Origin of the sequence: Paenibacillus sp. FSL L8-0708 (genome assembly GCF_038009325.1) — a bacterium.
GTDB classification, from domain to species: Bacteria; Bacillota; Bacilli; order Paenibacillales; family Paenibacillaceae; genus Paenibacillus_AQ; species Paenibacillus_AQ odorifer.
This window is the reverse complement of record NZ_JBBPBC010000001.1, coordinates 5,829,286-5,853,324: the sequence shown is the minus strand read 5'-3', so window position 1 is coordinate 5,853,324 and position 24,039 is coordinate 5,829,286. Positions and strand designations below refer to the sequence as shown.

At 49.0% G+C, this 24,039-nt stretch carries 18 protein-coding genes; 12 read left to right on the top strand and 6 right to left on the bottom strand.

Annotated elements, in window-relative coordinates; all coding sequences use genetic code 11:
• Window positions 1-167: 167 nt before the first annotated feature.
• From NYE58_RS27670 to NYE58_RS27650, 6 genes are all read right to left on the bottom strand, one after another.
• Complete coding sequence (locus tag NYE58_RS27670; RefSeq protein WP_341003584.1) at window positions 168-1,379, bottom strand: tyrosine-type recombinase/integrase; 1,212 nt, start codon at window positions 1,377-1,379, stop codon at window positions 168-170.
• 78 nt (window positions 1,380-1,457) lie between these two features.
• Window positions 1,458-1,676: a helix-turn-helix domain-containing protein gene (locus NYE58_RS37580; RefSeq protein ID WP_445671793.1), complete on the bottom strand. Its 219-nt coding sequence runs from the start codon at window positions 1,674-1,676 to the stop codon at window positions 1,458-1,460.
• 700 nt (window positions 1,677-2,376) lie between these two features.
• Complete coding sequence (locus NYE58_RS27665; protein WP_076148292.1) at window positions 2,377-2,574, bottom strand: helix-turn-helix domain-containing protein; 198 nt, start codon at window positions 2,572-2,574, stop codon at window positions 2,377-2,379.
• Window positions 2,575-2,624: 50 nt separating this feature from the next.
• Window positions 2,625-3,023: a sigma-70 family RNA polymerase sigma factor gene (locus tag NYE58_RS27660; RefSeq protein ID WP_341003581.1), complete on the bottom strand. Its 399-nt coding sequence runs from the start codon at window positions 3,021-3,023 to the stop codon at window positions 2,625-2,627.
• 135 nt (window positions 3,024-3,158) lie between these two features.
• Window positions 3,159-4,103 (bottom strand): mannose-6-phosphate isomerase, class I, encoded by a 945-nt coding sequence (gene manA, locus NYE58_RS27655; RefSeq protein WP_341003580.1) that lies wholly within the window; start codon window positions 4,101-4,103, stop codon window positions 3,159-3,161.
• Window positions 4,104-4,460: 357 nt separating this feature from the next.
• A complete protein-coding gene (locus tag NYE58_RS27650) occupies window positions 4,461-6,773 on the bottom strand; it encodes a helix-turn-helix transcriptional regulator (RefSeq protein ID WP_341003579.1) in 2,313 nt (770 codons plus the stop codon).
• A gap of 237 nt (window positions 6,774-7,010) precedes the next feature.
• Between NYE58_RS27650 and NYE58_RS27645 the strand changes: the two genes are divergently transcribed.
• The 12 genes from NYE58_RS27645 to NYE58_RS27590 all read left to right on the top strand — a co-directional run bounded on the left by NYE58_RS27645 (window position 7,011) and on the right by NYE58_RS27590 (window position 24,019).
• Window positions 7,011-7,949, top strand: a complete 939-nt coding sequence (locus NYE58_RS27645; RefSeq protein WP_042130110.1) for an ABC transporter permease — start codon at window positions 7,011-7,013, stop codon at window positions 7,947-7,949.
• A gap of 10 nt (window positions 7,950-7,959) precedes the next feature.
• On the top strand, window positions 7,960-8,838 hold the full coding sequence (locus NYE58_RS27640; protein ID WP_076205096.1) for a carbohydrate ABC transporter permease: 879 nt from the start codon (window positions 7,960-7,962) through the stop codon (window positions 8,836-8,838).
• Window positions 8,839-8,911: 73 nt separating this feature from the next.
• Window positions 8,912-10,462, top strand: coding sequence for an extracellular solute-binding protein (locus tag NYE58_RS27635; protein WP_341003577.1), 1,551 nt, complete (start codon window positions 8,912-8,914; stop codon window positions 10,460-10,462).
• A 138-nt stretch (window positions 10,463-10,600) separates the two neighbouring features.
• Window positions 10,601-10,744: a hypothetical protein gene (locus tag NYE58_RS27630; protein WP_341003575.1), complete on the top strand. Its 144-nt coding sequence runs from the start codon at window positions 10,601-10,603 to the stop codon at window positions 10,742-10,744.
• A 72-nt stretch (window positions 10,745-10,816) separates the two neighbouring features.
• On the top strand, window positions 10,817-15,721 hold the full coding sequence (locus NYE58_RS27625) for an S-layer homology domain-containing protein (protein ID WP_341003574.1): 4,905 nt from the start codon (window positions 10,817-10,819) through the stop codon (window positions 15,719-15,721).
• A gap of 113 nt (window positions 15,722-15,834) precedes the next feature.
• Window positions 15,835-18,045, top strand: coding sequence for a GH92 family glycosyl hydrolase (locus NYE58_RS27620; RefSeq protein ID WP_341003573.1), 2,211 nt, complete (start codon window positions 15,835-15,837; stop codon window positions 18,043-18,045).
• A gap of 23 nt (window positions 18,046-18,068) precedes the next feature.
• Window positions 18,069-19,037: an MTP-1 family protein gene (locus tag NYE58_RS27615; protein ID WP_339287611.1), complete on the top strand. Its 969-nt coding sequence runs from the start codon at window positions 18,069-18,071 to the stop codon at window positions 19,035-19,037.
• A gap of 620 nt (window positions 19,038-19,657) precedes the next feature.
• Window positions 19,658-19,807 (top strand): hypothetical protein, encoded by a 150-nt coding sequence (locus NYE58_RS27610; RefSeq protein ID WP_341003572.1) that lies wholly within the window; start codon window positions 19,658-19,660, stop codon window positions 19,805-19,807.
• 66 nt (window positions 19,808-19,873) lie between these two features.
• Complete coding sequence (locus NYE58_RS27605) at window positions 19,874-20,011, top strand: hypothetical protein (RefSeq protein ID WP_179089147.1); 138 nt, start codon at window positions 19,874-19,876, stop codon at window positions 20,009-20,011.
• 377 nt (window positions 20,012-20,388) lie between these two features.
• Entirely contained in the window at window positions 20,389-21,318 is a 930-nt protein-coding gene (locus tag NYE58_RS27600; protein ID WP_076208696.1) for an ABC transporter permease, read from the top strand.
• Window positions 21,319-21,334: 16 nt separating this feature from the next.
• Window positions 21,335-22,216 (top strand): carbohydrate ABC transporter permease, encoded by an 882-nt coding sequence (locus tag NYE58_RS27595; RefSeq protein WP_340397255.1) that lies wholly within the window; start codon window positions 21,335-21,337, stop codon window positions 22,214-22,216.
• A gap of 84 nt (window positions 22,217-22,300) precedes the next feature.
• On the top strand, window positions 22,301-24,019 hold the full coding sequence (locus tag NYE58_RS27590; RefSeq protein ID WP_341003571.1) for a hypothetical protein: 1,719 nt from the start codon (window positions 22,301-22,303) through the stop codon (window positions 24,017-24,019).
• Window positions 24,020-24,039: the final 20 nt, after the last annotated feature.

The window sequence follows — 24,039 nt, the reverse complement described above, 5'->3', positions numbered from 1 at the left end:
CCTTGATTTATAAGGGTTTTTTCCGAAAAACCTTGGTTTTTGAAACAGCTTGGGTGAGAACTTTTTATCGAGTTCTCTCCTGCAGTTCTCTCCTTTTTCCGGAGGAGGGAACGAGGAGAAGATCGCATGACTCTCATGAAACATTGAGGGCAATGCGGTCTTTTTTATTAAAAGACCAGAACATTGCTCATCGTTGAGGCTGATGATACTTTAGAGCTATATTCTAAATGAGAATATATGTTAGCTGTTGTGGAATAGTTGCTGTGTCCCAACCATTCTTGGATTTCTTTCATGCTGACTCCATTGGCGAGTAAAAGGCTTGCACAACTATGACGCAGGTCGTGATAGCGAATATGACGTAAACCATTTTTTTTAAGAGTTCTAGTAAAGTTTTGTGTAATATAGCCGGGTTTAACTCGTTGTCCCAATTTATCCAAATAGATATACTCCTCATAATCAGTGCAGTAAGAGTTTCCGCATATTGCTTTGTTGAGTGCATGTAGATCGCGAGTCCTAAGCAGTAATTCCTCAAAGGCCGGCACAAGAGGTAGAGTGCGGCGACTCGGTTTGTTTTTAGCCCGGTCCTTTTCAATGATGTGTTCTTGACCTTCAAAATAAACCGGAGTTACAGTGTGCCTTATACTAATCGTTTTGTTTTCAAAATTTATAGCTGTCCACTTCAATCCGACTACTTCACTTCGCCGCAATCCATAAAAAGCGGCAAGAATGACTGCTAGCTCTATCAGTTCACCCTTAACTTTTTCAAACAGAATATTAGTCTCCTGCTTGTTGTAAAAACTGCCAACAAAATCATTTTTCTTTGGTCGTTCAATTTTATCTGCCGGATTAGTGTTAATTAAATCATTCTTGAGAGCATGCTTTAGCGCTTTGCGAATATTTGCGTGATAATGAAGAACCGTGTTGGTTGTCACTCCATTTTCGTCAAGCTCATACTGATAGTAATCTTGAATATGACTGGGTAATAATTCTTTGAGAAAGAGTCCCTTTTCTTCAAAGTAAGGAACAATATGATTCGTTATAACATTGTGGTAGGAAGCGTAAGTGATAAACTCGACTTTGTGTTTCATCATTGCTAGCCACTGAAGCATGAAGACAGAAAATAGTGGTCCTTGATCGACTGGCTCTTCAGCTGGCATTTCTTCGATAATTTCTTCAATTATCGGTTCTTCCTCAGGAACTTCTAAAAGAAGAGTAAATTCCCTCCTTGTCTCTAATAGCAATGCTTCTGCTCTTTTTTTGTTTCCTTTAACCGTAAGACCAGTTGGAATCCACTTTGGTTTTCTCTTGCCTTCTTCATCCTTGCAATTCAAGACCATATAAAAAAGCCCTTTTTTTTCTTGTAGGTGGCCTGCTACCATGAATTCTCCTCCTTCATAGCAGCCCGCATTAACTCTACCATTGACGTTTTTAATTATAACACGTATGAGAAGAATGGTTCAATGCGGTAAAGTGTGAAAGCTAGAGGGTGAAGTACCAATTATAACTGTGGCTAAGTACTCGATTATATAGATTTTAGGGATTTTGTATATCCTACCAATCTTAAAGTACTGTATACGTTCAGTTTGCAATAATTTGTAAGCAGTTTTTGTGCTTATATTACCTAACATAACGCACAGTTGATCTATGTTAACTACATCGGGAAAATTACGATACATAAACAGAAGTAAAGATTGAAGTTCTGGCTGTCCTATATCAGTGTGCATCCATAGCACTTCCTAACAATGGGAATATTTGTATATATATGGAGGATAAAGGTATTATTCATGAATCACTATATTCTCGAGAAATTTATAGAGAGCTGTTCAAGCTGCCGACGGTTACTCGACATCATAGCTTTGTTAAAGCTCCCCCCCATCTGAGCGGGCTGCCCCCAATGCAGTGACGCTGGCCAGGCAGAAGTATCATAATCCCCAATACCGGTCATTGCGATTCATCCTACCATAGGATGATTCAAGTCGGAAAGATAGTCGCTCAGGTCACATGTGACCGTCTTGGCGCTTCCGCTATGTCGCTTCTGCTGTTACAGAGGCAATGGGAAAGTACTTGAACAGAAGATATGTAGATATCAAAGAACAAGTGAGAAATTTAGAAACGGGCTTTTTTATAGCTTAGCCCATATAATATAAATGGGGATGAGATAAGGAATAAGCAATTAAAATTCTATACTTTTGAACTGTTTTTGCTCCTCTACTTGTCAGGATAGAATGCTTTCACTAATATAATATACCCCCTGCCATAAAGACAGGGGGTTACAAATTAATCACACAGGTTAATAAAAATATCTATCAATTAAAGGTTATAGAAATGATAAATTAATGTTTATAATGCAAAGATTAAAAACGCATTCTTCATATTCTAACGATAACGATTAAGATTAAAACGACGTACTGCTAATATGAACTCTAAAGTAAGGTGTTGTCTACAATCCTCATCTATATGCCCGTTTTGTTTTGCAAATTTATTTATCAGTGGTTGATAAAGAAAAATCAGTCTAGCTTCGGCATCACGATTGCCACTCTGAGCCAACTCAATCAGTGTACCTATTTCTTGCATAATGATTTCATCCCTTTTGAATTTAATGTAAGGTTAAGAGAATTATTAGTTTAACAATGTAAAGCGAGGTGCTCTTTTAATTTTCGTAATAAATTTGCTTTCATTTTACTGACTGCTTGTCTTGAGATACCAAGATTATATGCAATTTCTTTATCAGTTTGATCCTTACAGTACTTTAAGACCAATACCCTCTTTTCTACAGTACTAAATTTCAATTCATCGATAATTTGTATCAATGTAGCACAATTTTCGACTCGGGTAGAGGACGACAAATAAATGTTAAATGTGGGTTTAATGCCATTAAATTCCTTTTCATCCAACAGAATAGTATGAGAAGTATGGCGAAGAGCTTTTTTATAGTAATCCCGGCTTGCATGACGTAAACACGACTGTACATAACTACTAAAAGCATTTTTAATTGCTTTTTGATCTTCGTTAACATTATGCATATTTCCATCTCCTCTCATTAATAAAATGGGAATGATGAGAGGGAAAGGCAACCTTAGGATTTAATATACAAGAAATGTAAAAAAATATTTCGACATTTTTACTATAATTAGCATAATATAGCGTAAGGGCACAACTTATTCACGTGAAATTATAAGCTGAATCATTCCTTCAATTTCATAAGGTCCGCAATCAACAGGTAGGATAAGATGATCACCTTTATTTAGTCTATACTTATCGTCGTGGATAAAAAGATAACCGCTGCCCTCAATCACACTAATGAGAGAATATTTCGGATGAACTGGCAATTTTGTTTTTTTAATAATTTCCCATTTTTCTACTGTAAAGTACGAATTGGAAACAAATTGGGTTATATTGAGCCCGTCATATTTTCGGGTTATAAATGAAGCTGGTGTATGTATCTGTGGTGTAGTTGTAACTTCGATGGCTTTCCCTAAATGAAGTTCACGCAAATTCCCATAATTATCTCGGCGACCATAATCATATACTCGATAAGTCGTGTCAGAACTTTGTTGGGTCTCCAATACGACAATTCCTTTCCCCAAAGCATGTAATGTGCCGCTGGGTACATAGAAAAAATCTCCTTGCTTTACTGGAATCTTTCTGAGCAGTTTCTCCCATTCCCCATTTTGAATCATATATTCTAATTCCTGTTTAGATGATGCTTCGTGCCCGTAAATAATAGTGGCATCAGGCTCAGCATCGAGAATGTACCAACATTCCGTTTTACCAAGCTCTCCACTCTCATTCTTATCAGCATAGCCATCATCTGGATGCACCTGAACAGACAAATTATCTGAGGCATCCAAAATTTTAGTAAGTAAAGGAAACACTGGTGAACTTGATCCGAATAGTTCGGGTTTCGAGTTCCATAGCTCCCCAAGTGACATACCTTGAAAGACCCCTCCTTTTACAATGCTCTGTCCATTAGGATGTGCCGATATCGCCCAGCATTCGCCAGTCGAGTTATTTGGAATGGGATAATTGAACAAGTCCTTGAGTTTAGTTCCACCCCAAATGCGTTCTTGAAAAACAGGTTGCAAAAAAATAGGTAGATTCATAAATGTTATAACTCCTCTTATTAATAATGGGTAAGAATAAGGCCTGCAACATCAATTAAATTAGCGTCTTATTGGAGAGCAGCAGCAATGGAGGGGATAATACATGTCCCATTTTCAAGCTGGCCAGATAGATCATAGGGTATCCGTTCACCTTAATTGCGACGTTCCCTTGCATATACCCATAAGAGTATTTTCCAACCGGTTCGTTGCTTGAACTTGGCTGGTGATCATATGGATGGTGAGTCAATCTGATATCTTGTTTATGGTCTGATTTTGTACAGGCTTCAGTATATAACTACTTGAAGAGGGGACCTGTAAGCTAGAGACTTCCGGATAGGTAAAGCGGGTCTCATACCGCTATTTATTCATTTTCCGGTACATGGCTGGTGTTACTCCGTACCTTTTCTTGAACGCCGCGTAAAATGTGTTCAGTGTTGTGAATCCATACTTTTGACTAAGTGGCTCAATCGGCTCGTCGCTCGCCAGCAGCTCCTCGCAAATGATGTCGAGCCTGCGTTCGGATATTGTTTCGGTAATCGAACGGGTGGTTTCCAGCTTGTAGAGGTTGCGCAGGTAATTAATCGACAATCCGAGCTCATCGGCAAGCAGCTTGGTAGCCAGATTAGGATTGGTCAGATGTGCTGCGATTAGTTGATCTACCTCTTGGACAAGTCCCGCCTTCTTGGATACATTGCGGGCAGCGGCGATCTCCGCCAGCGTCTGGCTGGACAAGTCCTCCATCCATTCTCCGAATGCCTGGAGGGTCTCAAGCTTCATAATCTGATTCTCGACGGAAGTGAGTCCCCAGGAGCTGGACAGTATGAAATGTGGAGCAGCTTCCTGAAGAGAACGGCGAACATGCATGAAAAAGGTGATAAGCGACATTTTGCACTCAAAATAAGGCCGCTCTCTAAGCGCGGAGAGAGCAGCGTCCATCGTAGGGAGCAGAGCGTCGCCGTCGGCCTTCTGAATTGCATGTACCATCTGCCTCTCCAGTTCAAGCGGAAGATGGTACAGCTCGTTCGGACTACTATCAGCCTGCTCTTCCGACACGAGTGAGCCATGCCCCAGCCGAAAGCGCTCCTGGGTCATTTCGTATACAGTCATGTATCCTTCATGCAGCTCGGCTAATCCTTCCATACATTTGCCGGAAGCCACGGTTGTGCTAATGGAGAGATACTGCTTCACCAGCCGCTGCGACTCCCGCAGCTTGTCGGCAATAGCATAAGGCTGCCTTTTGTCCACCGGCAGGATGACGGCGATATGATCCGCTCCCATATCCACGGTTTGAATTCGGGCGGCGAAGAAGGGCTGCAGTGACTCTCCGACAATATTGGTCATAGCAAACCGCAGCAGCCGCTGGTCTTTATCTGAATAGTTCTGGACAAACGACGGAAAGTAGTCGATCCGGAAGATGGCAACCGACAGGTTCTCCTCCGGAAGCTCAATCTCCAGCCGGCGGATAGATTGGCGAATCTCCTCAAGAGAAGGCGCCGGACCGCTGAGCAGTTCACGCATGAAGCGTTCCCGAGCGAAGAATTTGTGCTGCCGGCCCACCTCTGTCAGTTCGTGGATCTTCTCCGATTGAAAGACGAAGACCTGGGACAAATAATCAAGCTCATTGGCTGCCAGCAGACCGTCTTGCTTTTCGGACTGGTGCTGTTTCATGACGTTTTGCACCAGCTCCTGAATCGGCGAATAGACTTTTCGGGACAGCAGAGCGACTACTCCGAGCGAAACTAGGAGCAGTCCGCCGAACAACAGTAGGGTGATATTACGCAGGAAATCGATCCTGCTCAGAATGACAGATTTGGGAATGGTCTCATAGAAGCGCCAGTTCTGAATACCCTTAATCGAGGTCTGGGCGTAAACCAGCATCTGTTCCCTTTCGTTTTCAGGCTTGTAGAGCTTCCAGCCATTTACCTTATCCGAGCTGGCTGCGGTGAAATCCTGTATTTGATCCTGACTTAGTCGATCGGTGCTGAAGATCATCTCATTCTTGTCGTTAAGGACAAATAGGTTGGTTTCTAGGAAGCTGTTGGCTTGCAGCAGTGTCATAATACTGTCCGCATCCACGTTCAATACAAACGCCGATATGGACTTGCCGGTTTCATAGGGAATAATGGCCGTAATCACCCTCCGATATTTGCTAGAATTCAGAGGCATATGGAGGGTGCGCGGAATCAGAAATGCCCCGTCCGTAATCTTGCGTGTACGCAGCCGCTCCAGTACCTCTTGGTCATAGAACTCGTCGATGTCGGTAAGCCCCAGCCGGGAATCGATGATACTGTCAGTGTAATCATTGATCAGATAGACCGAATCAATGGATGGATTGCCATTCTTCACATTCATTAGCCGACTCCAGACCGTATAGGTCTCAAAAGTGCTGTTTACTTCGGCCAGTGCATAGGACTCTAGCTGGCTGTCAGAGCTGGAGGAGTAAGCGTAGTTGATGGACCATTCCATCAATTGAGCCGTATTCTTGCCGCCATTGACAAGAGCTGACTCAGTATGATCGCCGATTTCGTTTAAGAGGGTTTTGGCAGACAGCCCGTAAAGGGCAACAAAAGAAACGGCGAGCAGGAATGTCGTTGCGCTAATAAAATAGATGAGGATTTTTAGAAAAGTCGTTCGTCGTTTAATTCGTTTCCAATTAAATATATTTTCCATTGAGCTCCCCCGGATGGTTCCTTTTGTTTAGGAATGCAGGGTTTATTGTACCATAGAAGCATCTTCACTGAACCAAATCAATGGATTTTGCGGTGAGTGATGGATTCAAGAACCGGTGAATGGATGCAAGGAAGAAGTACCGTTGCATGTTGTAATTGTTCTCTGCTCAACGGCTTGATATGGTGATTTCAGACATTCGGCCGTGCACGGACCAATGACAAATAAGGGGGTAGGAGCATGGAGCATGCTCAAAGACGGGGCATACGCTGGAAGCTGAAGCAGATCGCACACAGTCCTTTTTTATACCTAATGGCGATTCCCGGTTTGCTGTTTTTTCTAATATTCAGTTATTTCCCTATATACGGAATCATGATCGCCTTCAAGGAGTATGATTTCTCCCGCGGGATTACCGGGAGCAAGTGGGTTGGATTTAAGAACTTTGACTATTTCTTTACTTCGAATGACTTTTGGGTGATTCTCCGCAATACGGTCGGGTTGAATGTGTTGTTTATCATGTTCACAACCTTCTTTGCGGTGCTGATCGCGCTAATGTTCAATGAAGTAAGCAACAAGTATTTCAAGAGAATATCTCAATCGCTAATTTTCTTACCTTATTTCATGTCCTGGATTGTAATCGGTATGCTCGTCCAATCGTTTTTGGGAGGCGAACAGCCACCGGTTAATACCTGGCTGCAGAATCTCGGGTTAGAGCCGATCAACTGGATGTTCGAGTCGAAGCTATGGCCGGCCATCCTCACGGTGATCCGGGTTTGGCAAGGTGCCGGCTACCTGTCGATCATCTTTCTGGCCGCGATCACCGGAATCTCCGAGGAACTCTATGAAGCCGCCCGCATTGATGGTGCATCTAAACGCCAAATCATGATGAAGATCACGGTGCCACTGCTGGTCCCAACGATCTCGATCATGACGCTTTTGTCGGTCGGCCGTATCTTTAATGGCGATTTCGCCATGATCTATGCTATCATCGGTGACAATTCACTGCTCTATTCAACCACAGACGTCATTGATACCTTCGTCTTCCGCTCGATGAGACAGCTACACGACTTCGGGATGTCCTCAGCTGTGGGCCTGTTCCAATCGGTCATGGGGCTCATCTTCGTCGTGTCCGCCAACGCCATCACCCGTAAGGCATCTAAGGAATCCGCATTGTTCTAGGAGGGAAATCATGAAACAGACGGCATCCGACCGTACTTTTACAGCCATGGCCTACATCATTCTCATTTTGTTTACGATCTTCTGTGTCTTCCCGTTTCTACTGATGATCATCGGCTCCTTCACGAAGGAAAGCGAACTGATCGTGAACGGGTATACCCTGTTTCCTAAGCATTTTTCTACAGCGGCTTATAAGGCGCTGCTGCATTCCGATGCACTGGCCCAGGGATATAAAGTCACTATCCTGATTACGGTGATCGGGACACTCTCGGCACTGTGCATCTCGGCGATGCTCGCCTACTCGTTGTCCAACAAGCGCAATGTGCTGCAGACACCGCTACTCCTGTTCTGTTACTTGCCTATGCTTTTCTCGGGAGGGATCATTCCCTTCTATATTGTTGTCAGCCAGTGGCTGCATCTGCAGAATAGCATCGGCGCACTGATTCTGCCGTTGCTCTGTCAGCCGTTTCTCGTCTTCCTACTGGTCAGCTTTTTTCGCACCGTGCCGGATGAACTGGAAGAAGCAGCCCGGATCGACGGCGCTAACGAAATGCGGGTATTCTTCCAGATTATCCTACCGATCTCAAAGCCGATCCTAGCTTCCGTTGGCTTGTTCTATGCACTATATTACTGGAACGACTGGTTTATGGGCTTAATGTTCATCGACAATGAAAAACTGTTTCCGCTGCAGCTAATCCTACGGCGGATGGTCTCTAACATGGAAGCGGCTAAAAATTTGATTCCTGCTGCCGCAGCGATCTCGACAGAAGCGCCCACCTATGGCGTACGAATGGCTACGACGGTACTCACTATCGGACCGATCATTCTGCTGTATCCGATGCTGCAAAAGTATTTCGTCAAAGGCCTGACTGTTGGAGCGGTAAAGGGTTGAATGAATGGATTTCGGCATTAACCGGGCGACCGGATTAACGCATAGATGATTACTTTTCAAGGAGGGTCAAATTATGAAAAAAAACAAAGCAATCAGTACCATTCTCGTTAGCGGCTTATCGCTTTCTCTACTGCTGGCTGGCTGTGGAGGCGGGGGAAACAAGAATGCTTCCCCGAGTAATTCCACTAATGGAGAGGTGTCCACGGCCAGCACGGCTCCAGCTACGGAGGCCCCAAAGGAAATCGTTGAATTGAAAGCGTATTTTCCCGGCGATAAGCCTAACGAATTCGAGGAGGTAATGAAGGCCGTGAACGAGAAGCTGAAAGCCGACAATGTAGGCGCTTCTCTGAATATCAATTTCTTGCCATGGTCGGATTATGGCAACTCCGTATCGGTCAAGATGTCGGCAGGAGAGGATTTTGATATGTACCTGGACGCTCCCTGGCTATCGATGGCACAAATGATTTCAAGCGGTTCCATTATTCCGCTTGACGACATGGTGGCGGCCCGCAAGGAACTGAAGGATTCGATCCCTGAGCAAATGTGGGCGTCGAACAAATTCGAAGGCAAGATTATGGGAATTCCGCTGGGCACAACTCAAGGAGCGATGAACGGTTTCTTGATCCGGAAGGATCTTCGTGAGAAATACGGCATGCCGGAGTTGAAAACGGTTGCAGATGTTGAAGATTTCCTTTATACCGTGAAGGAAAAGGAAACGACGATCAAACCATTCATTGTCGATGGTCGCAGAGCCGACACTATGCCGAATCTCTTCACCGATTATTCAAATAATACCAGCAAAGATAACTATGTGGAAACTACGGTTAAGATGTTCTATTACTCCCAGAAAGACAAGAAGATAGTAGGCGCCTGGGAGAATCCGTCCCTCCAGCAGAATTTCGACCGGATCACAAAGCTTTACAATGACGGTATCCTGTCCAAGAATATTGCTCAGGAGCAAAATGCGCAAACCTTGTTCACGCAAGGTAAGTATGCGGCAACGCTGTATGCGTCTGACGGAGTGGAAGGTCTGAAATACCTGGAAGCGCTCAAGATTCCAGGTGTCGAGCTTGAAGTGGTAGTGCCTTACGACCAATCGGCTAAGCCGTATTCAACATTCCAGCAATGGAACTTTATGTGCATTCCTAAAGCCTCTAAGCATGCCGATCTGGTAATGGACGTAGCCAACTGGCTTTCTATTAAAGAAAATCATGACCTTTTGGAATACGGAATTGAAGGCAAGGATTGGGAAGCATCGGGAGATACGTCCTTCAAACAGCTGTCCAATTACTCCTTCCCGGGATATGTCATGACATGGCGTCCTACCCTAGTTCGTACCCCGGACAGTATGCTGCCGAGCGATAAGGAATGGTTTGAGAAGTCGAAATTGGCCGAAACCTTTCTCTTGAGTCCGCTTTCCGGGTTCACCTTCAACGCGGATCAGGTCAAGACGGAGTACGCTAAGGTTTCTCCTTTCTATGATTCCCTGTACTTGCCGATGGCTCAAGGTGTATTGCCTACCGATAAAGGATTAAAGATGATGAAGGACAAGATTCTCGGGGTTGGCGGTCAGAAGGTCATCGACGAGATTCAGAAGCAAGTCGACGCAATGCCGGCCAAGTAAGCAAAGATAACCTGTGGGGAAGAGGATGTAGCTTACCGCTTTGCGGAGAATTCGTTCCCTTCCCTCTTTATGCGTTAAACACAGGTGTAGCCACCGCTTCCTGATGGGGCTGCGCCCGGGCGCATGGAAAGGCGGCTGATGGGCGGTGGCACAGTGCCGATCCGCATCGAACGCAGCTGGCTGACTCTGTATCACGGAGCGCTCGATGAAGTGATGGCTGTGGCGGACATTCCGCTGGAAGATATATTCGATACAGTGTCATACGAAGGACCCTTGATTTAAAAATATCTCAACCCGAAGCTCCGCAGGGAAGAGGGGCGGGCTTCAGTTTGAACTCAGGAGGTTGAAAATCACATGAAAAAAATGATAAGTGCTTGTTTAGCCTTGTCTTTGACCGTTTCATTATTTTCTGTGAATCTTGTTGATCGTATTTACGCATCACCGGTGCAAGAAAGCGGGATGACTTCGACACTTTCAATGACCTCGGCCCAGCTTGCGGACAGCTCGGCAACGCAGCAACGATGGCTGTCCATCCCGGATTCTCGCATTGTTCTCAACCCGGGCAACCATCCGGACGGCGGCGCGCATTTTCCGCTCGGTAGCGGCTATTACGTACAAGGAAAAGCCAAGGGACAGGATCGGCTGTTGGAGACCTTCCAAGCAAGTGGAATGCTGCCTCCCAGTGTCGAACAAAAACCGGTCGTCTTTAATGAGCCGTTTGACAATCTCTCAGCCAATGATTGGCAGACTTCCGGTGTAACCGCCTCTGCGACAGATGGATGCGCAGTGGTAACGACAACCGGCGATTGGGGAAGCGTCACGTCCAAGGAAATCACCCTGAACCTTACAGACTCGCCCTACTTGTCAGTGACCGTGCCGAAAGCAACCGGTAAATGGGCACTCAAAATCGATAAAGGCTATCAGCGGGATGTTCAGCAGGACACGACCCAAACCGGTTCCTTCCTGTTCGATTTGAGGACATTGCCTCAGACAAAGGAACTAACGGGCAACCAGACCTTCAAGGTGATGCTCTTTGTGAGCGGCGGAAGCGGGAACACAGCCGAATTTGACTCCCTGCAATTCCAAGGTGTTCCGCCAACAAATACAAAGGATCCCTATGAGGGCAAGCAGATCGGGTTCGAAGATGTCTTCGATTCCGTTACTTCCACACTGTGGAAAACCGCTGAAAGCGCCGGCAATCAAACCGTTATGAATTATGAAGACGGGCTGGGCAAAATCACGATCAGATCGAATGATGGCTACGGTGCGATTGAGCGTGAAGTGACGGTCAATCTCAGCGAGACGCCATCGCTCAGCGTGAAAATTCCGGAGACCACTGGAAAGTGGGCCATCAAGCTCAATACCGGCGGGCAGTATGAGCCTTATACCCTCCAAGGCGACACTTCGGATACAGGAGTATTTACCTACGATCTGGCCGGAATCACAGGCTGGTCGGGAGTCAAAAAATTCAAGATCAAGATTTTTCAGGTTGGCGGACAGGGCTCATGGACGAAAATCGATCATTTAGCTATTCACTCCGATGACCGCTGGCTAAATACGGCAACTACGTCGCAGACGATATGGCGCCCCGAGGCGATCGATTATAACGGAACCTATTCTGCAGGAGCGGTTACAGGTTCTGATCTTTTCTTTGACACGGAATCGGTGACACGGACAATTCACTCCGACTTGTCTGCCGGAGCTATCGCGGTCGCTGGCGAGTACTCCGGTTCTGCAGCCTTTGCAGCCGACGGGAACGTGTTGACGGTCATTGACAAGGATCGGGATTACACATACGCCATCGCGTTGCCTCAAGATGCGGTTCCATTCTTCTTCACATCGGCAAATGATGTGCGCTTGGGACACAACGCGATGAAGACGCCTTCTTCGGGCTCCGGTTATTGGGTTGCGACCTTGCCGGGGAAGGGAGACTATGCCGTCGGCATCGGCTATGCCGTAGGTGGAGACGCGAGTGCCATCGATACGGCCGCGCAGAGAGCAACAGCAGCGGCGACGCTTGAAGGAGTTGCAACCAGTAGAGCCCACTATGCTACATACTGGGACGAATTCCTTGCCAAGGTGCCGGTGGTTGAGGACTTCGATATTCTCCATGTCAATAAAGTCGGCGTTACTTCCGAAGATGTGAAGCAAATGTATTATATGGCATGGATCGGGCTTTCCCAAAACATACTGCCGCCAACACCTGAGCGCGGGGGATCACATCGGCAGATTGCCACCGGGAAGCCTTCGATGTACACGTCCGGACCGCAAGGAGCAGAAGCTTCGGCAAGCTGGGACTCGCTGTTCGGTATGCAGTTCTTGGCTTATGTGGAGCCGGATATTGCCTGGGAGACCTTCGAAGGGATGATGGCAGGTGTCGAGACGGACGGTAAGCTGGGAGGCGAATCGCTTCCGGCCCGGAAGGCCCAGACCGCCTGGATTCTCTATCAGATCACCGGGGATAAGGAACGATTGGCAGGAATCTATGACAATCTGGTCAAGCATCTGCGCTGGGCTGCCAACAATCTGCGCTGGAGTTTTGGCGACGGCGGTCCGAATGAACGGGACGGGGAATTTGTCATCTCGCTCATTATCGATTATGAATATGCGCGGCAAATCTCCGAGAGCCTCAGCAAAACGGCCGATGCAGAAGAGTGGGCAAACTCGGCGTTGAAACTCACTGAGGATTACAAGAGCTGGTTTTTCCCGAAGAAAGGGACAACCCTCTATAAGCATTGGCTGGACGGAAGTCGACCCGACCTCACCGGACAGACCAGTTCTGTGGCCACCGGTCTCCATGTGCCCGGACTGCCCGAATATTATGTCAATGAGCTGGTGGACCGCTTCCACTCGGAGTATAACCCGGAGATGCAGTTAGCAGGTTTCAAAGGGCTTAAAGCGCCTAACGCGCAATATATGACTTACGGTCTCTTGGATCACGGGTTAAGTGAGGAAGCCTCCTCATTCATTCATTCCGTCACCCGCGATATCGTGCGAACGAAGACCTTCGCTGAGGTATACGAGAAGTCTTCGGACGATATCAACGCCATTCCAATTGCGACGAGTATTTATCCTTCTCTCTTTGGAATCGTTAACCTCATCGATAACGTGTGGATGGCCAATGGATATCGTATGGACCTTGGAGCTCCCGCCTTTGTTCGGTTACCCGGAGCGACCGGTGGAGTCGCGGGACTGACATGGATGGGGAAGATCTTCGACGCGGATATTAACGGTGCGACCATTCAGTTATCCGGAGAAGCTCTGAAACTACCTGGCGCATTTTCCCCGATCACAGTGCAAACCGGTGTGACCGTTCAATGGGGAACCGATTATGTGAATCCGGAAGTTCCGGAAGCGTCGGCAAATCTGACTGCGCTGGTGGGTGATGGGAAGGTCACGCTTCGTTGGGATGCTGTTCCGTATGCGGACAGCTACCAGGTATATCGCTTCGAAGGCGACGCGGCGCCTGCCGATCCAAGCGCTTGGCAGCTTGTAGAAGCGGACCTTGAACCGACGACCTATACGGTTGTGGGACTGACCAATGGAACGAATTATACCTTTGCAGTCAAAGCGGTTAATCTGGCCGGGGTAGGCGACTTCTCCCCCGCTGTGGTTGCGACTCCCACCGGTGAAGCACATACGGTTCCGTTCGCCCCGGTGAACTTGACCGGAGTGGCAGGGGACGCAGAGGTGCGGCTTCACTGGGACGCATCAGCGGATGCGGTGACTTACGCGGTGTACCGGTATGAAGGTGTATCGGCCCCGGTCGATCCGGCCGAGTGGAAGCTGACAACCAGCGTAACGGAGGCCACTTACACGGTAATCGGATTGACCAACGGAACGAGCTACGCGTTCGCGGTGAAGGCTGTTAATGCGGCCGGGGAGAGTGACTTCTCCAACGTGATCATCGGAGTGCCGAGTGCGACATTGCCGGAAGTTCCGGCAGCGCCACGAAACCTGAGCGCTGCGACAGGGAATGGAAGCACGGTTCTGAGTTGGAGTGCCGCCACTGGGGCGAATAGCTATTCCGTCTACAGCTATAAGGGAGGGAAGGCCCCAGCCGATCCCGGATCATGGGAACTCGTCGAGGCGGGTATTACGGCCACCGCTTATACGGTACCTGGATTGACGAACGGCATGAGCTATGCATTCGCGGTGAAGTCCGCGAATGCGGCCGGGGAGAGCGCGTTCTCGAACATGGCTGTTGTGACTCCGCTTGCTCCGGTAACGCCAGATAACGGAGGTGATTCTGGTAGCACAGGGACTAGCGCTTTGTCTACGGTCATCTCCACGAATGGCAGTATTGTTATCCCGAGCGGCAAATCCGGCGAAGTGAGCCTGAACGGAGACGTGACGGTTTCGCTTCCGGTAGGTGCGGCGAACAGTGAACTGCGAGTGATCATTGAAAAGCTCGCGACGGCGGCTATACCGCAAGCTGATCAAGGAGCTTTCATCAGCTCCGTTTATGAGATGACGAAGAATGTGCCGGGGCCATTCCGCAAATCGGTCATCCTCACGATGAAGTTTGATCCGGCTAAGGTAGGTGTGAATCAGAGAGCAGCCATTTTCTACTATAATGAAGAGAAGAGGGAATGGATAGAAGTAGGCGGAGTCGTGAACGGAGAGTGGATGACGGCTGTAGTGAACCACTTTACGAAATTTGCGGTAATGGCGGTCGGGAAGAAGGCGGTCGAACCGAATCCGGGGCAGCCTGCTGTTACGTTCACGGACATCGCCGGACATTGGGGCGAGAATGTTATCCGCAACGCGGTGAGCAAGCAGTTGATCACCGGCTATCCGGATGGCACGTTTAAACCGAACGCTGCGATCACCCGGGCTGAATTCACGGTGATGCTGGCTAAAGCGCTTGGCTGGAAAGGGGAAGGCTTAACTCTCGCCTTCGCGGATGAAGCGAAGATCGGAGCTTGGTCAAGGGAAGCGGTGACGAAGGCAGTGGCAGCTGGAATCGTCAGCGGCTACCCGGATGGCAACTTCCAGCCGAACGAGCTTATCACGCGTGCGGAGATGGTGGCGATGATCGCGAGAGCGCTGGAGCTGCCGCTGAATGCGCAAGACGCAACCAGCTTCGCGGATGGCGCAGCCATTCCGAAGTGGGCGAAGGCTGCGGCTGAAGCCATGCACCAACTCGGGATCGTAAACGGTCGCGGCGAGGGCAAGTTCGTACCGAATGCTACAGCAAGCCGAGCGGAAGCAGTAGCGATGCTGCTGCGGATGCAGGATTATCAAAGCAATCAATAAAGAGTAATGAGGCAAAACCTAGCAGCCAATCGCTGTTCTAGGTTTTGTTTATCTAATCTCAGCCTCATCTGTTTTTTAGAAATAGAACATGAAGAAAAGGTTGGTGTTTTATCTTGAATTTATTACAGCATGTCAATCCTCTGCAGGGGACAGCCTCTACATTTCGATTCTCTAACGGAAATACGCTTCCGCTCATTGCCCGGCCATTCGGCATGGCGGCGTGGAGTCCGCAAACGGACGAAGCTGGCCATGGCTGGTTCTTCCATCCCGATCACCGTCATTTCGAAGGGATTCGCCTGACCCATCAGCCCAGTCCATGGATCAGGGATTATGGACATCTCGTTCTGATGCCGCAGAGCGGGGTACTGGCCCTGCCGGCCAGTCAGCGTTCGTCCTCCTTTCGCCCGGAGGACATGACGGTTAAGCCCGACTATTTCCGTATTTCATTGCGGCGCTATCGTGCTTCTCTGGAGCTAAGCCCGACAGAGCGCTGTGCGAGCATTCGCATGAAGTTCACGCAGCGTGAGGAGGCGAGAATGCTCGCCGTGCCGTTTGCAGGCGAATCCTCGGTTACGATCGACCCTGCAGCCCGAAGACTGAGCGGGTACACCCGGGCCAATTCGGAGGGTGTTCCCGAGAACTTCGCTATGTATTTCGTGATGGATTTCGACTGCGACTTTGATGTAGAGGCCTGCGGCACCTTCACAGGGGACGGGGCGACTGTTATTCAATTGAGCGGAACCGGTGAACGTGTCGGAGCCTTTATCGGCCTGTGCCTGCCGGAGTCTGGCGAGGCGGGGCTTACGGTAGGCACTTCATTCATCAGCATTGAGCAGGCCATCACCAACCTCAATCAGGAGATCGGCGGCAAATCCTTCGATGCTGTCCGGGCGGAGGCGACGCAGGCCTGGGAAGATACGCTGAGCCGGGTTCAGGTCGAGGACCGGAGCGAACGCAAGCTCCGCACCTTCTATACCTGCCTGTACCGGACCTGTCTGTTTCCCCGGATGTGGCATGAATTCACGGAGGACGGGCAGCAGATCCATTACAGTCCATATAACGGACAGATTGAGAAAGGGCCGATGTACTGCGACAACGGGTTCTGGGATACGTTCCGGACCTCGTATCCCTTGTTCAGCCTGCTCTTTCCAAGCCGGTTGGGCGAGATTCTGCAATCCTATGTCAATGCCTATCAAGAGGGCGGCTGGCTGCCCAAGTGGTGCTCGCCGGGTGAACGTAGCGCCATGCCGGGGACGCTGATTGATGCTGTGTTCGCTGATGCGTATGCCAAAGGAATCGAAGGCTTTGATACTGACCTCGCCTATGAAGGCTTGCGCAAGCATGCCTTGAAGGCTTCCAAGGACCCCCGTTTCGGAAGAAAGGGCTTCGAGGCCTATGAGAAATACGGATACCTGCCGGCGGATGTTTATCATGAAAGTGTCAGCAGCACCCTGGATTATGCCTACGGGGACTTCTGTGTTGCCCAGGTCGCAAAGGATCTGGGGAGAAGGGAAGATTACGAGCTGCTGATCGGCCGTGCGGGCAATTACACCCGCCTGCTTGACCCTGAGATTGGCTTCATGCGGGCCAGGAAAGCGGATGGAAGCTGGCTGGAGGCGTTCGATCTCCTGAAGTGGGGCGGAGCCTACTGTGAAGGGGGGCCTTGGCAGAGCAGCTGGGCCGTTCAGCATGACATGCTGGGGCTGGCCGAACAGATGGGCGGAAGAGAGGTGCTTCTGGCACGGATGAAGGAGCTGATGACCGCTCCTCCGGAATTCAAAACTGGCGGCTATGACATCGAGATTCATGAGATGTCGGAGATGGCTGCTGTCAATTTCGGGCAATTTGCCATCAGCAACCAGCCGAGCTTTCATTTTCCCTATATTTTCGCAGTGATCGGCTCGCCAGCCGAAACCCAGTTCTGGGTGAGAAAAACGGCGGAGGAGTTGTTCAGCGCCGAGACGGATGGACTGCCCGGCGATGAAGATAACGGCAGCCTGAGCGCGTGGTATATTTTTGCTAGCCTGGGGATGTATCCGTTCTGTCCCGGCGTTCCCGAATATGTAATCGGCAGTCCCGTCTTCGAACGAATCACCCTGCATCTGGAGAACGGGAAGGAAATCCGCATGGAGGCGGAGAACCAGGCGGAAGGCCATTGCTACGTGCAGGATGTCAAGCTGAACGGGCAGCAACATCAAGCCTTGTACTTCTCCCATGAACAGCTGACGCAAGGAGCTACCATTCAATTCAAGCTGTCCGCTGAACCGGATGAGCGGGCGTCAGCGAATAAGGAACTTCCCTACTCTTTGTCCGCCCGGCGATAAATCCTACAAGAAACGAGGCAACGATGATGAACCTTCAGGAACAAAGAAAGCAATTCGAAGAGACCAAAATGATTTATGACAGCAAAAAGCTGCAATTTCACGGAGTCGAGGGGTTCGATGTCTACAATCCCTCCCTCCCCTTTCCGTGGGAAGATAAAACCTATATCTACGGCCGTGTGGAAAAACGCGAGGAGTGGGCGCGTTCCTGGGTGAGACTGTTCGAGCAGACCGGGGAAGACGAGTGGACGCTGGTTCAAGACAGCATGATTTACCAGCTGGAGGACCCGTATATCAGCATCATGGACGGAACGATGATTCTGGGAGGCACCCATGTCCGCTACAAGCAGGGCAAGGGAGAGACCTACTACGGCTATTTTTACAGAGGCACGGATCTGAATGATCTCTATTATTTCACGACCGGCCCGGATTACATGAAGGATATTCGCCTTGTTCAATTGAAGGACAAGCGGATTGGAGTGTTCTCCAGACCACGGAGCGAAGAAATCCGCAAGCGTTACGGCAGTGAATCCATCGTCGGGTTTGCGATCATTAACAGTCTGGACGAACTCACGGCGGAGGTGATCGAGACCGCTCCGGTGATTGACGGCCTGTTCGGGAAGGATGAATGGGGCGGCTGCAACCAGGCTTACTTGCTGAGCAGCGGAAAAGTTGGCGTCATCGGGCATAAAAGCTATCTGGACAAAGGCGAAGACGGCCAGGATATCCTAGTGTATCTGAACATCAGCTTTGTATTCGATACCGAAACGCATCAGGCACAGGAGCTCAAAATCATCGGTACCCGTCCTTGCTATCCGGCTGGACCGGCCAAAAGACCTAGCCTGATCGATTGTGCCTTTACTGCCGGCATTGTGATGCGCGAGGACGGCAAAGCGGATCTGTACAGCGGAATCAGCGATGCCGAGGCCGGAAGAATTGTGATCGATTATCCTTTTGAAGGATATGGGGAAATTCTGTCCACCCTCAAGGGGTAATTATTTTCTCTCAGTTGCTCTATTCTGAAGTCCCACCGGATACCTGCAGTGGGACTTCAGGCTTAGGTGCGTTTGATGCCGCTTAGTTTGCCTGCCTTAAGCAGCCTACCTAAGGAGAGCAGAATAAAGGTAAATATATCGGCAGCTATCGCCCCAGCCAACCAACCAGGCAGGCATGAACCCCTCCTCACAGCCCCTTGACCTATTGCGCCGCATTGAATGGGTCAAGTTGCGCGGACAGGGATAATGTCAGAAAAATATACCCTATGAATATATTTGTGATGTCCTCTTCCTTTTATAGAGTTGTTATTATGGAAAACCTATTTGTAGGAAAGTCAAATAGTATTGATATTTATTTCGTGGAGGAATTATCCGTAAGTAGTTCTTTTCATTCTGCTGGTTATTCTCTCTGCATCCATTTTTGATCCGCCAATACAACTGGCGGATTTTTTGAAAATATACGAATTTATAGGCTTAACGCTATTAATTATCCTTCGATTTCTCACTGAAACAGTACCGGTCTTAAAAAGGACGGCAGAGCCGTTCCCACTTGTGCTTACGTGGGATGTATCCATACCGGGAAAATTTCCGTCAGGCAGTTTCAGATTATATTGGTAGGGATGAAAACGTATGCTGGAAGAATTGAAGAGTTGCCTATGAAAAGGTTCACAGCACGCTCATTTATGCTCTCGTTCTTAATTATACAAAACGGAGGTCTGCTGAGTCTTGTTTCAATGCTGACGGGAACAACAACGGCAATCGACAGCTGACAGTGCGGATCCTGCCACATTAAATATTACGCTTTGGAGAGACAAGCCAAGCAGTTCGACGTGGTGATGGCCAAATTCGAGCAGCAGACGATAGATATGCTCCATTTGAAACTCGCCGCAGGTGAACAGGTAGATTTAGTGTTTGATGCACCGTGGATGAACATGAACGACTTCTATCGCGGAGGGGAGCTATGCGAATCTTGATCTGTATTTCGGGAGCGGCGACTATCCGGGACTGAAGCGCGCCTTCAGCGGCATGTATCTAGACAATAATACAATTACCGGACCGGACGGACAGCTTCATCCCTAAGGTCTGCCTCTAAACTAGTATCTAGGTAAACTGAAAAAATCATATGACCTGGAACCCTAAGGCATGGGGTGGCCAAGCCGGTTTGCCGGCCAGACGGACGGAGTGAATTCTTCGTCAGTTTGGCTGTTTTTTTTGTGTGCAGACAGCTTTGGACGAAAATAACCCCCGTATCCCGATAACCCGTCAGGTAACGGGAGAGCGCTTTCGGAAATTATAATAGAAGTACTCCCCGGACATTAGCCGGGAAGAACTATGGAAGGAGTGACAGAATATGAAACCGGCCATCCGGTTGCAGGGCCCCCGGGATCTCCTGCGCAATAAATATCTGTATATGCTGACAATACCTGCGGTACTGTTCAGTATTATATTCGCCTACTTGCCGCTCATCGGCATTTCTATCGCCTTTCAGGACTTCAACCCCCTTAAAGGAATATTTCATAGCGAATGGGTCGGATTCAGCAATTTCGAATTCTTCTTCCGAGGCCAGAACTGGATTGTCATCACCGGGCATACGGTGGTCTTCAATATCCTGTTCATCATAACCGGCACGGTAATGTCGCTCACCCTGGCCATTATGTTGACCGAGCTTGGCAAGAACGCTGCGGTCAAAACGATGCAGTCCGTGATGATCCTGCCCAATTTCATCTCCTGGCCGATTATCGGGCTGTTCGCCGTTACCTTCTTCAGCGCGGATACAGGAGTTATCAACAAGCTGATGGACGTTCTGGGCATGCAGCCGATCAGCTTCTACACCGATGCCGGAGTCTGGCCTCCGATCTTTGTTATTATGAATTTGTGGAAAACAGCCGGATTCGGCGCAATCGTCTATATGGCGGCCATTGTCGGGATCGACAAGGAACTGTATGAGGCGGCCAGAATCGATGGCGCCTCCAGATTCCAGAGCATTTTCCGCATCACTTTACCGCTGCTGAAAAGCACCATCTCCATGCTTTTCCTGCTGAGTCTCGGCAATATTTTCGGCGGAAATCTCGAAATGATCTTTTCCCTGATCGGCGATAATTCCCTGCTGTTCCCGACAACCGATACCATTGACACTTACGTATTCCGCTCTCTGCGCACGGTAGGCTCTCTGGGTATGACCCAGGCGATTGCCCTCTATCAGTCGGTTGTCGGATTCATCATTGTGATGGTTGCCAATAAGCTTGCCGGGAAGCTCGATAAAGATTCGGCTTTATTCTAAGGAGAGGGTATGTACAATGAAAAATTCTATCTACGACAAATGGATGACCGTGTTCTTCTACGTATTCATCGCCGTATTCGCAGTAGCGTGTCTCTATCCTTTCCTGCTTGTTCTGGCAAGCTCGCTCACGGATGAATCGACCCTGCTCCGCGACGGATACAAGCTGTTTCCCAGTGTAATGTCCGTTTCGGCTTATAAGGCCATCTTCACGACGAGTACGATTCCTCGCGCGTATTCGATCACCATCTTCATCACCGTTGTCGGGACGTTCCTCAGTCTGGTCATTACCAGCATGGCGGCCTATGCGCTCTCCGGGCGGAGACTGTACTATGCGTCCCACATTGCGATGTTCTTCTACTTCACTATGCTGTTCAGCGGCGGAATGGTCTCCAGCTATATCCTTACGACCAAATATCTGCATCTGCAGAATTCCATCTGGGTGTACATTCTGCCGGTGCTGGTGTCGCCCTGGAACCTGTTCCTGATGCGAAATTTCTTCAACGACATCCCGAAGGAACTGTTCGAGTCGGCCAAGCTGGAGGGAGCGGGAGAAAGTCGCATTCTCAGATCCATTGTCCTTCCGTTGTCGCTGCCCGCATTGGCTACTATCGGCCTGTTCTATGCTCTCGGTTACTGGTCGTCCTGGACACCGGCGATGCTGTATATCGACAACCCAGATTTGTTCTCGCTGCAATACATCATCATGCAGATTATCCGTAATGTGGACATGGCGCAGAACATCGCCGTAGCCGGCGCGCAATCCACCAGTCAGGTTGCACCGGCGTATACCGTCCGCTTGGCGACGGCAATTGTGACGGTGGGGCCGATCATCTTCCTGTATCCGTTCCTCCAACGCTACTTCGTAGGCGGTCTGAAGGTAGGAGCCGTTAAAGGGTGAAGGCAGGCAACTGGCTGCAAGAGTCAAATGTAAAGGTCAATCTCGGCCGGTGTTCTTATTGGCATAGGACCGATTGACATAGAGTTGAGGCATACATTCATGGGAGGGTTGAAAATGAAAAAGAAACAGAAAATAGTTACGGCGCTTGCCATTGTCATGCTGATGACCGTGATGAGCGGCTGTGGCGGGGGCAATAATAACGGAGGCAACACGGCCGAACCGACGGCAGCGGGCAATAACGCTACCCCGGCGGATGCGAAGCCAAAAGAAATGACGCTGAACGTGATGCTGTGGGGTGATAAGCCCAAGCAGTTCGATAACATTGTTGCCGAATTTGAGAAGCAGACCCAAGATACGCTTAATTTGAAGCTGAATGTAACGTTCACGCCGCAAGCCGACTATGTCAACAAGCTGAAGCTGAAGCTGGCTGCGGGAGAGCAGGTCGATATCGCCTTTGATGCGCCGTGGATGAATATGAATACATTCATTGCACAGGACAATTATACCAATCTGGACTCCTATTTCAATAATGACAGTTATCCGGGACTGAAGAAGGCGTTCGGCGACAAGATTCTGAACAACAACAAATTCACTGGCGCTGACAGTCAGCTGCATACCTACGGCGTGCCGATTGGCCAATACCTCGGAGATGTAAACGCTATTTATTACCGGAAGGATTTTGCCGCCAAATACGGTATGTCTGACATCAAGAATCATGAGGATCTGCTGGCTTATTTCGACAACGTACTTAAGAACGACAAGAATGTAATCCCATTCGTTATTAAGAACGATGGCAACTACGGAGCGGACGGAATCATCGCCGACCAGAAGGAACAGCCCAATAAGCCGCAACTGGGGGCTTGGGATCTGAAGCTAGGGCCGGATGTAACAGCTACCATGATCATCAAAGACAATAAGGTGACGGATATCAGCATGACGGGCGACAAGGTGGCCAGCATCGCCAATTTCCCGGCGCCACTGAATGTGAAGGAGTATTCAACGTTCGAGACCATTCGTGAATGGCATGACAAAGGATATATCGAGAAGGAACCCATTGTCCGAAAGGATGCGAGAGGAACCTTCACCGCAGGCAAGGCTGCAGCCATGACGGAAGGCTTGTCGAACTTCTCGACCCTGAACTCCGAGCTGCTGGCCGGCAATCCGGATGCGCAGCTTGGTGTCTACCTGTACCAGAAGGATGTCCGAAATAAAGTACAGCCTAATCCGACCTGGATCAGCGATTTCCGTTACTGGAATTTCCTCTGCATTCCGCAGTCATCCGCGAACGCGGACCGGGCGATTTCCTTCATCAACTGGCTGTTCGAAAGCCAGGCCAATCATGATCTGTTTGAGCTGGGCATCGAAGGAACGAACTGGAAGGCCGTAGGCGATGATAAATTCGCATATCCAGAAGGGATTGACCTCGGGCAGAACTATAATTTCTCCGGCTATCTTATGACGAACAACCCGAATTATATCCGCCTGCCGGCGGATGTGCCTAATGAGCTGGTTGACTACTACCGTTATGTGGCGGACGAGAAGAGCTTCGTGAAATCGGCGTTAACGGGCTTCGCCTTCAACCAGGATCCGGTCAAAGGCCAGCTGGCCAACCCGGATTTCGCCAACATTGCAACCGAAAAGCTGAGCTATACCCTTGGGATGGTAGAGAATCCTACAGAAGGGCTGCAGAAGCTGCAGCAGAAATGGGAGAGCAATAAGAAGCTGCAGGCGGATATCGAAACGATCAAAGCCGAAGTGAAGAAACAGGTTCAGGCTTATCTCGACGCTAATCCCATTCAATAATTCACAGGCTGTTGCTAAAG

Bases quoted from the DNA above. Each gene is read 5' to 3' on its own strand.
- NYE58_RS27670 (WP_341003584.1), bottom strand. From the start codon at position 1,379: ATGGTAGCAGGCCACCTACAAGAAAAAAAAGGGCTTTTTTATATGGTC.
- NYE58_RS37580 (WP_445671793.1), bottom strand. From the start codon at position 1,676: ATGTATCGTAATTTTCCCGATGTAGTTAACATAGATCAACTGTGCGTT.
- NYE58_RS27665 (WP_076148292.1), bottom strand. From the start codon at position 2,574: ATGCAAGAAATAGGTACACTGATTGAGTTGGCTCAGAGTGGCAATCGT.
- NYE58_RS27660 (WP_341003581.1), bottom strand. From the start codon at position 3,023: ATGCATAATGTTAACGAAGATCAAAAAGCAATTAAAAATGCTTTTAGT.
- manA (WP_341003580.1), bottom strand. From the start codon at position 4,103: ATGAATCTACCTATTTTTTTGCAACCTGTTTTTCAAGAACGCATTTGG.
- NYE58_RS27650 (WP_341003579.1), bottom strand. From the start codon at position 6,773: ATGGAAAATATATTTAATTGGAAACGAATTAAACGACGAACGACTTTT.
- NYE58_RS27645 (WP_042130110.1), top strand. From the start codon at position 7,011: ATGGAGCATGCTCAAAGACGGGGCATACGCTGGAAGCTGAAGCAGATC.
- NYE58_RS27640 (WP_076205096.1), top strand. From the start codon at position 7,960: ATGAAACAGACGGCATCCGACCGTACTTTTACAGCCATGGCCTACATC.
- NYE58_RS27635 (WP_341003577.1), top strand. From the start codon at position 8,912: ATGAAAAAAAACAAAGCAATCAGTACCATTCTCGTTAGCGGCTTATCG.
- NYE58_RS27630 (WP_341003575.1), top strand. From the start codon at position 10,601: ATGGGCGGTGGCACAGTGCCGATCCGCATCGAACGCAGCTGGCTGACT.
- NYE58_RS27625 (WP_341003574.1), top strand. From the start codon at position 10,817: ATGAAAAAAATGATAAGTGCTTGTTTAGCCTTGTCTTTGACCGTTTCA.
- NYE58_RS27615 (WP_339287611.1), top strand. From the start codon at position 18,069: ATGATGAACCTTCAGGAACAAAGAAAGCAATTCGAAGAGACCAAAATG.
- NYE58_RS27610 (WP_341003572.1), top strand. From the start codon at position 19,658: ATGAAAACGTATGCTGGAAGAATTGAAGAGTTGCCTATGAAAAGGTTC.
- NYE58_RS27605 (WP_179089147.1), top strand. From the start codon at position 19,874: ATGGCCAAATTCGAGCAGCAGACGATAGATATGCTCCATTTGAAACTC.
- NYE58_RS27600 (WP_076208696.1), top strand. From the start codon at position 20,389: ATGAAACCGGCCATCCGGTTGCAGGGCCCCCGGGATCTCCTGCGCAAT.
- NYE58_RS27595 (WP_340397255.1), top strand. From the start codon at position 21,335: ATGAAAAATTCTATCTACGACAAATGGATGACCGTGTTCTTCTACGTA.